This is a genomic window from Lutibacter sp. (assembly GCF_041562875.1).
Classification (GTDB): domain Bacteria; phylum Bacteroidota; class Bacteroidia; order Flavobacteriales; family Flavobacteriaceae; genus Lutibacter.
On the sequence record NZ_JBFFOE010000006.1, the window covers coordinates 26,029 to 38,016 of the forward strand.

Below are 11,988 nucleotides of genomic sequence, written 5' to 3' on the forward strand. Positions count from 1 at the left end.
TTATTTCACTTTTATTTTTGTGAATTCACTTTTATTATTCATTGCATTCACAACAAAATTATCATTTAATCCATTTACTATCCACGTTTCAATACTCGCATTTTGTGCAATTTCGGACGCCTCAATTTTTGTTGACATTCCACCTGTTCCGTGCAAAGAAACCGAAGTTTGAATTTGATCTCTTAACAATTGAATATCAAAAGTTTCTCTAATGGTTTTTACTTTTTCTGAATTCATAGATTCTTTGGTGTAAATTCCATTAGTATTGGTTGCAATAATTAATAAATCAACATTTAAAAGCGCTGCTGTTAATGCTGATAATTTATCGTTGTCACCAAATTTAATTTCATCCGTTGCTACGGTATCATTTTCATTAATAATTGGAATGTAACTATTTTCAACCAATACATTTATGGTGTTTTTTATGTTTGTACGTGATTCTTCTTTTTTGAAATCGGAATATGACAATAAACACTGCGAAGTTAACAAACCTAGTTCTCTAAAACTTTCTTGGTAAATACGCATTAAATGTGGCTGACCAATAGATGCCAACGCTTGTTTCACATTTATTTCCTTTCCATTACTCTCTAACTGTACAAATTGTTTAGCCACTGCAATAGCTCCAGATGTTACAATTACAAACTCATACTCCTCTTTTAAATCTGCAATTTGACAGGCAATATCTTCAATTTTTCCACGAGACATATGGTTGGTTTCTTTTGTTAAAACATTAGAACCAATTTTTAATAAAATTCTTTTTTTACCTAATTTGCCCATTTCCGTAAACGTACCATTTGTTAGTAACTAAATGTTGTAACCCCATTGGACCTCTATGGTGCAATTTATCGGTGCTTATTGCTAATTCGCCACCCAAACCAAACTGACCACCATCTGTAAAACGAGTTGATGCATTTTGGTATACAGCAGCTGAATCTACAGATTCCATAAAATTTTGAGCAGTTTCATCATTGTTAGTAATTATTACCGCCGAATGTCCTCCTCCGTAGGTATTTATTTTTGAAATGGCTTCATCTAAAGAATTCACCGCTCCTAAAACAATTTTATAATCTAAAAACTCTTCAAACCAAATAGTTGAATCTTCAAAAGCTGCAACATTTTCAAATTTAGAGATTTCAGCATCCCCTAAAATTTCAACTTTATGATCAATCAACTTTTCAATTAAGGTTTTAATAAAAGCACCTTTGCCCATTAAATGAGTATTTATTAACACTTTATCTAATGCATTGCAAGCTGATATTTTTGAAGCTTTTGCATTTATAATTACTGATAATGCCATTTCTAAATCGGCTTCAGTATCTATATACACAAAGTTATTTCCTCTACCACTTACAATTACCGGACATTTTGCGTGCTTCTTTACAAAAGCAATTAATTTTTCTCCTCCACGAGGTACAATTAAATCTACTTTTTGAGTTGGATGTTCTAAAAAAGCCTGTGTTTCGGCTCTGTTATAATTTAAATATTCCACCCAATTTGTTGAAATATTATTTTCTGCCAATGCTTTATGCCACAATTCAACGATTTTTAAATTTGAATTTAGTGACTCTTTTCCACCTTTTAACAAGATTTTATTTCCAGATTTAAATGCAATTCCGCCAGCTTCAACAGTTACATCTGGCCTAGATTCATAAATGATTAAAACAGTTCCGAAAGGTGCTGTTTTATTAGTCATTTTCAACCCGTTTTCGTGCGTGAAATTGTATAGTTCTTTCCCTATTGGGTCAACATCCGCAATTAATTGTTGTAATGATAAAATCATTCCTTCAATTTTAGAATCATCAACTTTTAAACGATCATACATCGCAATGTCTTCACCAGCATAATTTTCAACATCTATTTTATTGGCTTTTAAAATAGCAGCTCTTTCTGAAGCTATTAATTGAGCCATAGATGCTAAAACACTATTTCTTTGCTTATATGTTAATAGCTTACTCATTAAACTAAAACCTCTTTTAATGCATTTATAAAAATATTGACTTGTTCTTTATTTATAGTTAAGGGAGGTAAAATTCTCAATAATTTTTTATTATTAGAGCCACCTGTGAAGATGTGTTTGTCAAAAATTAATTTTTTTCGAAGCTCTCCAACTTCAAAATCAAATTCTACACCCAACATTAAACCTCTTCCTTTTACTTTTTTTACTTGTGGAACTGATTTAATTTCTTTCAAGAAATATTTGTAAACTTCATTTACATTCTCAATTAAATTTTCATTTTCAATAATATCTAAAACCGAAATAGCAGCTGAGCAAGCCAAATGATTTCCTCCAAAAGTTGTACCTAACATTCCCAATTTAGCCTCATACTTATCTAAAATTAATACGCCTCCAATTGGAAATCCGTTTGCCATTCCTTTTGCAGTTGTAATAATATCTGGTTGAATATTGTGATATTGAAAAGCAAAAAACTTTCCACTTCTACCATAACCAGATTGAATTTCATCTAAAATTAAGGGTACTTTCTTTTTATTACATATTTCCTGAACCTCTTTAAAAAACTCAGTAGTTCCTTCATCTAAACCTCCAACTCCCTGTATTCCTTCAATAATTACTGCTGCTACATCATTTTTACCTAGTTCATGAATTACTAATTCAATATTATTTAACGGTAAAAATGTAACTTCTTGCTGTAAATTTATGGGTGCATTTATATTCTTATTATCTGTTACTGATACTGCAGCTGAAGTTCTTCCGTGAAAAGCATTATTAAAAGAAACTGTTCTACTTTTTCCAGTGATAAATGATGCCAATTTTAGCGCATTTTCATTTGCCTCGGCTCCTGAATTGCACAAAAACAAATTGTAATTTTCACAATCTGACAACTTTCCTAATTTTTGAGCCAATTCAACCTGTAAAGGCATTTGAACTGAATTGGAATAAAATCCAATTTTTTGAAGCTGATTAGTTAAAGTAGTTATATATTTTGGATGTGTATGCCCAACAGAAATTACTCCGTGTCCTCCATACAAATCTAAATATTTTGTGTTATTTTCATCCCAAACATACACTCCTTCAGCTTTTACAGGAGTTACATTATACAACGGATATACATTAAATAATTCCATTTTTAACGTTTTTAAATCTGATTAATTTTTTCAAATGAAGTTACCAATCCTTTTATTATTGAAGAACTTAATCCTTGGTGTTCCATTTCATTTAAACCTGCAATAGTACATCCACTTGGTGTAGTAACTTTATCTATTTCTTGCTCTGGATGATTTCCCGATTTAATCAATAAACTAGCTGCACCTAAACATGTTTGCACAGCTAATTCCTGCGCTTCTTCTGCATGAAAACCAAGCTGAACTGCACCTTGAGCCGTTGCTCTAATTAAACGCATCCAAAATGCAATACCGCTTGCGCAAATTACGGTGGCTGACTGCATTAACCTTTCTTCAATGCACATGGTTTTTCCCAAGGAATTAAATATTGTTTTAGCACTCTCAATGTTTTTACTTCCTTCTATATTAGAACTTAAGCAAGTCATTGATTGTCCAACAGAAATAGCTGTATTTGGCATTGCTCTAATTATTGCCATTTCTTCTCCTAAAACACCTTCTATTTCTTTAATTTGTCTACCCGTTACAACAGAAATAATTGTATGTCGCTTTGGGTTTATAAAATCTTTGATTTCCTCTAAAACCCCTTGTAACTGATTTGGTTGCACAGCAATAATAATAACATCAGAAAATTGTACTGCTTTTTTATTATCAGTTGAAATAATAACATTGGGTAATTTGCTCCAAGAATCTAAGGATGATATATTTCGCTTAGTTAAATATAAATTTTTAAACTTAAAATTATCTTGTGTTAAAATACCAATTGCTATTGAATATCCTAGATTTCCTGTTCCTATTATTGCTACCTTCATCTTTTAGATTTATACAGTTTTTGCTAAAAATAATTAGCTTTTAATTTTAACCCTTCTGTTTGGTTTAATCCAAATAGTAAGTTCATATTTTGAATTGCCTGTCCAGACGCTCCTTTTAATAAATTATCAATTGCTGAAGTAATCAATAAGGTGTTTTTATATTTTTCTAAATGAATAAAACAATTGTTTGTATTCACCACTTGCTTTAAATGAATTGGTGTTTTAGAAACATGTGTAAAAACAGCATCTTTATAAAAATCTTCAAATAATTTATAGGCTTTTTCTATACTTTCATCAAAATTTAAATAGATAGAAGCGAAAATTCCTCTGCTAAAATTCCCTCTATTAGGAATAAAAAATAATTCTTGATTAAAATCTTTTTGAAGTGCAGCTATGCTTTCTCCTATTTCACCCAAATGCTGATGCGTAAATGCTTTATACACTGAAAAATTTTGAGTTCTCCAACTAAAATGTGTTGTTTCCATTGGCGAAACTCCAGCTCCTGTTGAGCCTGTTGTTGCATTTATATGCACTGAACTATTTATTAAACCTTCTTTTGCCAAAGGCAATAATGCTAATTGAATTGCTGTTGCAAAACAACCTGGATTTGCAATGTAATTTGCTTTTTCTATCTCACTTTTTTGAGTTTCAGGAAGTCCGTATACAAATTCTTTTCCTTGAAAAACAGCGTCAGCATTCAACCTAAAATCATTACTTAAATCAATCACTTTTGTTGAAGGTGAAAATGAATTATTTTCTAAAAATGCAGTTGAATTCCCGTGTCCTAAACATAAAAATAACACATCAACTTCTAGATTGATTTCATTTGTGAATTTTAAATCTAAAGCTCCTAATAAATCCTGATGAACCTGATAAATAAAGTTTCCAGCATTTGAAGTACTATACACAAAATTTAATTCCACGTGCGGGTGATTAATCAATAATCTTATTAATTCCCCTGCAGTATATCCAGCGCCTCCAACTATTCCAACTTTAATCATAATTCTGAATTTACACTGTGATAAATTTTATTAGGTGTTCCTAAAATTTTAATAAAACCTTTAGCATCTTCTGCAGTCCAAGCTTTATTTGTTTCTCCATATTCACCAAATTTAGATTTCATTAAATCGTGTTTAGATTCAATTCCATTTAAACTAAAGTGATAAGGTTTCAAGGTTAAAAATACTTCGCCAGAAACAGTTTTTTGAGAATCTTGTAAATATGCTTCTATATTTCTCATTACAGGCTCAAAATATTGACCGTCATGTAATAACATTCCGTAAGTACTTCCTAAGCCCTCCTTTAAATTTTGTTGCCATTTAGAAAGCACGTGTTTTTCTAACAAATGATGCGCTTTAATAATTACTGTAGCTGCCGCTGCTTCAAAACCAACTCTTCCTTTAATTCCAACAATGGTATCTCCAACGTGAATATCTCTACCTATTGCGTATTTTGAAGCAATTGCTTCTAATTTTAAAATGGTATTTACAGGAGTATCCATTTCATCATTCATTCCAACCAATTGCCCTTTTTCAAAATGTAATTTAATATTTGTTGGTGTTGTTTTTTCTAACTTGCTTGGATACGCATCTTCTGGTAATGGTAAATGTGATGTTAATGTTTCAACACCTCCAACACTTGTTCCCCAAATACCTTTGTTAATTGAATATTTTGCTTTCTCCCATGGATAATCAACCCCATTTTCTTTTAAATAGGAAATTTCTTCTTGTCTAGATAATTTTAAATCTCTAATAGGTGTAATAATATTTATAGCTGGAGCCAACGTTTGAAAAATCATATCGAATCTAACCTGATCGTTTCCTGCTCCCGTGCTTCCATGGGCAATGTGTTTTGCTCCAATTTGTTTTGCAAATTCAACCACTTTAATAGCTTGAAAAACTCTTTCAGCACTTACAGACAATGGGTATGTATTATTTTTTAGAACATTTCCAAAAACCATATATTTTATGGCTTTATTATAATATTCATCTAATATATTTTTATTTGTATGAGAAGTAACTCCCATTTCATATGCTTTTTTCTCAACTACTTTTAATTCTTCAGTTGAAAAACCTCCTGTATTTACAAGTACACTATGTACTTCTAAATTTAATTCGTTTATTAAATATTTTACGCAATATGAAGTATCTAAACCTCCGCTATATGCTAGTACTACTTTTTCCATTTTATTCTTTATTTTTTTTCAGAAATAATGCTTGCTTAATCTTTTTTAATCTGCTTAAAACTTTTGAATTATAATCATGTTGTTTGATGTTTTTTTCGTGTTTTGGATCAAATAACATTCCTGTACATAAACACATTTTTCGTTCTGTACGCGTCAAAACATCGAAATTTTTACAAGTTCTACAACCATTCCAAAATGCTTCATCAGTTGTTAACTCTGAAAAAGTTACTGGTTGATACCCTAATTCGTAATTAATTTTTAAAACTGCTAAACCCGTAGTAATTCCGAAAATTTTTGCATCAGGATATTTTTCCTGAGAATATTCTAAAATTCTCTTTTTTATTCTTTTAGCTAAACCTTGGTTTCTATAATCTGGATGTACAATTAACCCGGAATTTACTACAAACGAATTATTATCCCACGTTTCTATATAACAAAACCCTGCGAATTTATCGTCATCTATGGCAACCACAGCATCTCCTTCACTAATTTTTTTAGAAATGTATTCAGGAGTTCGTGCAGCAATACCGGTACCTCTAACCTTTGCAGACTCCTTAATGGTTTCACAAATTATTTCAGCATATTGAATATGCGATTTATTAGCAATAACAACTTTCATTGATTACTTTTTTTATTTTGATAATTAAAATTTGATGTTTTTTGAAAAGGGAACCGGACTCACCGAATTCCATAAATAGTTAAGCCCTCAAGGGGCGGCGAGAGAAAAAGCGTACTAAAGTAGTATGTAAACTGCTTGTTTTCATTGGTGCAATATTACGTAATATATCAATACAAATGATTTTTTGTTGAATAATTAACAATATTCTTCTTTAAGCTATCCATTATTAACATTTTATGTTTTTCAATCTCTCCTTTTAAATTAAAAACTGAAATAACTCAGGATTTTCATTTAAATACTCTCCCAAAAATCCTTTCTGCCTCATTCTTTCAACCAAAGGCTGAAAATCATCTTTCGATTCTAATTCAATTCCAATAACTGCCGGACCTTTATCTCTGTTATGCTTTTTTGTGTATTCAAAATAAGCAATATCATCCGTTGGACCTAAAACATCTACAACAAATTCTTTTAAAGCTCCAGCTCTTTGTGGAAATTTGATAATGAAATAATGTTTTAATCCTTCATAAAACAATGCTCGTTCTTTCATTTCTTCCATTCGGGTAATATCATTATTACCTCCACTTACTACACAAACAACCGTTTTCCCTTTTATTTTATCTTTATGCTGTTCTAAAGCTGCAATGGATAATGCTCCTGCTGGCTCAACCACCATAGCATTTTCATTGTAAACTTTTAAAATAGTTGAACATATAAGTCCTTCACAAATAGTGTCAGTTTCATCTAAAAATTCCTTACATAATTCAAATGTAATTTCCCCCATTCGTTTAACTGCCGCACCATCAACAAATTTTTCAATTTCAGTAAGTGTTGTGTTTAAACCTTTTTCTAATGAAGTAGTTAATGAAGGAGCTCCTTTTGGTTCAACACCAATTAATTTGGTTGAAGGACTTAAAGCTTTAAATACACTTCCAACACCTGAAGCTAAGCCTCCTCCACCAACTGGCATAAACAAATAATCAATTGGATAATCACTGTCGTTTAAAATTTCTAATCCAACCGTTCCTTGACCTGCAATTACCTCTAAATCATCAAAAGGATGCACAAATATGCTATTTTTGGCAATACAAAATTCATCAGCCGCTTTTTGACTGTCGTCAAAACTATCTCCAAAAAGACGAACATCCACATATTTACCACCAAACATTCTTACCTGATCAATTTTTTGATGGGGTGTTGTTACAGGCATAAAAATAGTGGCATTAACTTCTAACTTTTCACAAGCATAAGCAACCCCTTGTGCATGGTTTCCTGCACTAGCGCATACAATTCCACTTTTAAGCTGATCTTTTGATAACCCTTGAATTTTATTAAAAGCACCTCTAATTTTATAAGAACGAACCACCTGAAGGTCTTCTCTTTTAAAGTAAATATTGGCTTGGTAATACTCAGAAAAATTCTTCATAAAAACCAAAGGAGTTGCTTCAACAACTCCTTTGATGCTCTGCTGAGCTTTATAAATTTTTTCTAATGAAATACTATTTTTTATAGTTTCACTCAAAATTTAAATATGTATTTGTATTATTAAACAATTTTTATCATTGCAGTCATAGATTCTCTTAAATACTCACCAATTTCTTCAACTGGGTGGTTTCTAATTATAGCATTTACTTCAATTAACACTTTGTTATCAACACCATTTGAACCATCATTAAAAGCTCTACCTACAAAATTATTTGGTGTGCTTTTCACGTAATCAGCAATTAAAGGTTTACATGCGTGATCAAATAAATAACATCCATATTCTGCAGTATCAGAAATTACGCTATTCATTTCGTATAATTTTTTACGTGCAATTGTATTTGCAATTAGCGGTGTTTCGTGTAAAGACTCGTAATAAGCAGACTCATCAATAATTCCAGATTCTGTCATTGCTTCAAAAGCCAATTCTACACCTGCTTTTACCATTGCAACCATTAACACTCCATTGTCAAAATATTCTTGTTCAGAAATTTCAATATTACCTGCAGGTGTTTTTTCAAAAGCAGTTTCTCCTGTTTCAGCTCTCCATGTTAATAAGTTCACATCGTCATTTGCCCAATCTTCCATCATTGTTTGTGAAAAATGACCACTCATAATATCATCCATATGTTTTTGGAACAACGGACGCATAATATCTTTTAATTCTTCGGAAGCATTGAATGCAGCAATTTTTGCAGGATTAGATAAACGATCCATCATATTTGTAATTCCACCATGCTTTAAAGCTTCAGTAATAGTTTCCCAGCCATATTGAATTAATTTTGAAGCATAACCAGCTTCAACACCTTCAGCAATCATTTTATCGAAACATAAAATAGAACCCGTTTGTAACAATCCACAAAGAATGGTTTGTTCACCCATTAAATCTGACTTTACCTCAGCAACAAATGAAGATTCTAATACACCGGCAGTATGTCCACCCGTTCCTACCGCATAAGCTTTTGCATAATCCCATCCTTTTCCTTCAGGATCATTTTCAGGATGAACAGCAATTAAAGTTGGCACTCCAAATCCTCTTTTAAATTCTTCACGAACTTCAGAACCTGGTGATTTTGGCGCGACCATGATTACGGTAATATCTTTACGTACTTGCATTCCTTCTTCAACAATATTAAATCCGTGAGAATATGATAAAGTTGAACCTTTTTTCATTAAAGGCATTACTGCTGAAACAACTGCTGTGTGTTGCTTATCAGGAGTTAAGTTGATTAATAAATCAGCTGTTGGAATCATTTCTTCATACGTTCCAACCTTAAAATTGTTTTTAGACGCATTTAAAAACGATTGTCTTTTTTCTGAAATTGCAGCAGGTCTTAACGTATAAGAAACATCTAATCCTGAATCTCTCATATTTAAACCTTGGTTTAAACCTTGAGCCCCACAACCAACAATTACAATTTTTTTTCCTTTTAAAGCTGCTACACCTTCACTGAATTCAGAAGAATCCATAAATCTACATTTTCCTAATTGATTTAATTTATCTCTTAATGAAAGTGTGTTAAAATAATTTGCCATTTTGATATATTTTATTCTTTTAATTAATTTCTGCTAATAATTCTGAAATTGCCATTTTAGGCTTTGTGATTGCAATACGACCAGAACGAACAAATTGCAATAAGCCAAATGGCTTTAATTTTTCATACATATTGTCAATATCTTCTTTCAAACCAGAAGCTTCAATAACAAACCAACGCTCGTTTATAGAAATAATATGTGCTCTTCTAAATTTTAATTTATCTTGAATTTTTTCATCATATAAATACTCTGATGAAATTTTAAATAATGCTGTTTCATGATAAATAATTTCATCTTCTGTATGATAAAAAGTTCCAATAACTTCAATTTGTTTTTCTAATTGAAGTACTACTTTTCTAATCAACGTTTCTGGGACAATTACTACAAATGTAAATCTATGAACATGCTCTATTTCAGATTTAGAAACGGTCATACTTTCAATATTAATATGACGTTTTAAAAATATTGCCGAAAGGCGATTTAATATTCCTATATTATTTTCAGTGTAAACTGAAACTGTAAAATTTTTATTTTCTTCCATAATTAACTTAATCTTATATCTGAAACACTTGCTCCTGTTGGTATCATTGGAAAAATATTATCTTCTTGCTCTATAACAACTTCCAAAAAATAGGCTTCTTTTGATGCCATCATAGTTTTTATAGCACCTGCTAAATCCTTTCTTTTTGAAACCTTTACCGCTTCAATATCATAAGCTTCTGCTAATTTTACAAAATTTGGGCTTATCATTTCAGTAGAAGCGTAACGCTTATCAAAAAATAATTCTTGCCATTGGCGAACCATTCCTAAATAGCTGTTATTTAACACCACTATTTTAACGGCTGCTTTTGTTTGAAGAATAGTTCCCAACTCATTACATGTCATTTGATAACCACCATCACCTATAATAGCAACAACTTCACGATTTGGCGCTCCCATTTTTGCACCGATGGATGCTGGTAATGCAAATCCCATAGTTCCTAAACCTCCTGAAGTTACATTACTTCTTGTTTTTACAAAATTAGCATAACGCCAAGCAAACATTTGGTGCTGACCAACATCTGAAACTATGATGGCGTCTCCATTCGTTTCTTTGTTTATTCCTCCTAAAACTTCCCCCATTGTTAACCCTTCTTTTGTAGGATTTAACTGGTCATAGATTACAGTTTTATGCTCTATGTCATATAATTTATGAAACTCTTTCATCCATTCTTTATGCTCACCTTTATCTACAAACTGCATAATTTCTGTTAATGTTTCTTTAACATCTGCTATAACAGCAATATCAGTTTTTACATTTTTATCAACTTCAGCAGGATCAATTTCAAAATGAATTATTTTTGCTTGCTTCGCATAACTTGCTAAATTCCCAGTAACACGATCGTCAAAACGCATTCCAATAGCAATTAAAACATCACAAGAATTGGTTAAAACATTAGGCGCATAATTTCCGTGCATACCAACCATTCCAACATGTAACGGATGCTTAGTTTCCAACGCTGAAAGACCTAAACCTGTACAAGCCGAAGGAATATTAGTTTTTTCAATAAATTTTTTAAATTCTTGCTCTGCTCCACCAAGAATAACACCTTGTCCCCAAACTATAAATGGTTTTTTAGCGCTGTTTATTAATTCAGCAGCATCTTTAACCTTTTCAATATTTAATTTCGGAACAGCTTTATAACTTCTAACTTTCTCACATTTTTTATATGAATAATCTAATTCTCCAAACTGTGCATCTTTAGTAATATCAATTAAAACTGGACCTGGACGACCCGATTTTGCTATATAAAATGCTTTTGCAATTATTTCGGGAATTTCTGAAGCTTTAGTAACTTGATAATTCCATTTAGTAACTGGAGTTGAGATACCAATAATATCTGTCTCTTGAAAAGCATCAGAACCCAATAAATGTGAACCAACCTGGCCAGTTATACAAACCAACGGTGTTGAATCTATTTGAGCATCAGCAATACCAGTTACCAAATTAGTCGCTCCAGGACCTGAAGTTGCAAAAACCATCCCCACTTTTCCAGTTACACGTGCAAAACCTTGCGCAGCATGTATTGCTCCTTGCTCATGACGTGTTAAAACATGGTGAAATTGATCTTGATATTTGTATATTTCATCATATACAGGCATAATTGCACCACCAGGGTAACCATAAGCCAAATCTACACCTTCTGCCAATAAACATTTAATTACTGCTTCAGCACCTGTAATTCTAATCGACTTTTTACTTATTTTATCTTGAATATCTTTTTTCAACGTCTCCATAT

At 31.6% G+C, this 11,988-nt stretch carries 11 protein-coding genes; all 11 read right to left on the bottom strand.

What is annotated here, in order from left to right:
• The 11 genes from proB to ilvB all read right to left on the bottom strand — a co-directional run bounded on the left by proB (window position 1) and on the right by ilvB (window position 11,986).
• Window positions 1-777, bottom strand: coding sequence for a glutamate 5-kinase (proB, locus tag ABY863_RS01865; protein WP_372792556.1), 777 nt, complete (start codon window positions 775-777; stop codon window positions 1-3).
• Window positions 761-1,957, bottom strand: coding sequence for a glutamate-5-semialdehyde dehydrogenase (locus ABY863_RS01870; protein WP_372792557.1), 1,197 nt, complete (start codon window positions 1,955-1,957; stop codon window positions 761-763). The genes proB and ABY863_RS01870 overlap by 17 nt, the downstream gene beginning before the upstream one ends.
• Complete coding sequence (locus ABY863_RS01875) at window positions 1,957-3,084, bottom strand: aspartate aminotransferase family protein (protein ID WP_372792558.1); 1,128 nt, start codon at window positions 3,082-3,084, stop codon at window positions 1,957-1,959. Before ABY863_RS01875 ends, ABY863_RS01870 begins: the two co-directional genes overlap by 1 nt.
• 11 nt (window positions 3,085-3,095) lie before the next feature.
• Window positions 3,096-3,890 (bottom strand): pyrroline-5-carboxylate reductase, encoded by a 795-nt coding sequence (proC, locus tag ABY863_RS01880; RefSeq protein ID WP_372792559.1) that lies wholly within the window; start codon window positions 3,888-3,890, stop codon window positions 3,096-3,098.
• A 23-nt stretch (window positions 3,891-3,913) separates the two neighbouring features.
• Window positions 3,914-4,891: an N-acetyl-gamma-glutamyl-phosphate reductase gene (argC, locus tag ABY863_RS01885; RefSeq protein WP_372792560.1), complete on the bottom strand. Its 978-nt coding sequence runs from the start codon at window positions 4,889-4,891 to the stop codon at window positions 3,914-3,916.
• Window positions 4,888-6,075 (bottom strand): argininosuccinate synthase, encoded by a 1,188-nt coding sequence (locus ABY863_RS01890; protein ID WP_372792561.1) that lies wholly within the window; start codon window positions 6,073-6,075, stop codon window positions 4,888-4,890. The genes argC and ABY863_RS01890 overlap by 4 nt, the downstream gene beginning before the upstream one ends.
• Window position 6,076: 1 nt before the next feature.
• Complete coding sequence (locus ABY863_RS01895) at window positions 6,077-6,694, bottom strand: GNAT family N-acetyltransferase (RefSeq protein ID WP_372792562.1); 618 nt, start codon at window positions 6,692-6,694, stop codon at window positions 6,077-6,079.
• Window positions 6,695-6,950: 256 nt separating this feature from the next.
• On the bottom strand, window positions 6,951-8,213 hold the full coding sequence (ilvA, locus tag ABY863_RS01900; protein WP_372792563.1) for a threonine ammonia-lyase IlvA: 1,263 nt from the start codon (window positions 8,211-8,213) through the stop codon (window positions 6,951-6,953).
• Window positions 8,214-8,236: 23 nt separating this feature from the next.
• Window positions 8,237-9,709 (bottom strand): ketol-acid reductoisomerase, encoded by a 1,473-nt coding sequence (gene ilvC / locus ABY863_RS01905; protein ID WP_372792564.1) that lies wholly within the window; start codon window positions 9,707-9,709, stop codon window positions 8,237-8,239.
• Window positions 9,710-9,728: 19 nt separating this feature from the next.
• Window positions 9,729-10,250, bottom strand: coding sequence for an acetolactate synthase small subunit (gene ilvN, locus ABY863_RS01910; RefSeq protein WP_372792565.1), 522 nt, complete (start codon window positions 10,248-10,250; stop codon window positions 9,729-9,731).
• Between the two features lie 2 nt (window positions 10,251-10,252).
• Window positions 10,253-11,986 carry a biosynthetic-type acetolactate synthase large subunit gene (gene ilvB / locus ABY863_RS01915; protein ID WP_372792566.1) on the bottom strand — a complete coding sequence of 578 codons (1,734 nt, stop codon included), beginning with the start codon at window positions 11,984-11,986 and terminating at the stop codon, window positions 10,253-10,255.
• Between the last annotated feature and the right edge of the window lie 2 nt (window positions 11,987-11,988).

Bases quoted from the DNA above. Each gene is read 5' to 3' on its own strand.
- proB (WP_372792556.1), bottom strand. From the start codon at position 777: ATGGGCAAATTAGGTAAAAAAAGAATTTTATTAAAAATTGGTTCTAAT.
- ABY863_RS01870 (WP_372792557.1), bottom strand. From the start codon at position 1,957: ATGAGTAAGCTATTAACATATAAGCAAAGAAATAGTGTTTTAGCATCT.
- ABY863_RS01875 (WP_372792558.1), bottom strand. From the start codon at position 3,084: ATGGAATTATTTAATGTATATCCGTTGTATAATGTAACTCCTGTAAAA.
- proC (WP_372792559.1), bottom strand. From the start codon at position 3,890: ATGAAGGTAGCAATAATAGGAACAGGAAATCTAGGATATTCAATAGCA.
- argC (WP_372792560.1), bottom strand. From the start codon at position 4,891: ATGATTAAAGTTGGAATAGTTGGAGGCGCTGGATATACTGCAGGGGAA.
- ABY863_RS01890 (WP_372792561.1), bottom strand. From the start codon at position 6,075: ATGGAAAAAGTAGTACTAGCATATAGCGGAGGTTTAGATACTTCATAT.
- ABY863_RS01895 (WP_372792562.1), bottom strand. From the start codon at position 6,694: ATGAAAGTTGTTATTGCTAATAAATCGCATATTCAATATGCTGAAATA.
- ilvC (WP_372792564.1), bottom strand. From the start codon at position 9,709: ATGGCAAATTATTTTAACACACTTTCATTAAGAGATAAATTAAATCAA.
- ilvN (WP_372792565.1), bottom strand. From the start codon at position 10,250: ATGGAAGAAAATAAAAATTTTACAGTTTCAGTTTACACTGAAAATAAT.
- ilvB (WP_372792566.1), bottom strand. From the start codon at position 11,986: ATGGAGACGTTGAAAAAAGATATTCAAGATAAAATAAGTAAAAAGTCG.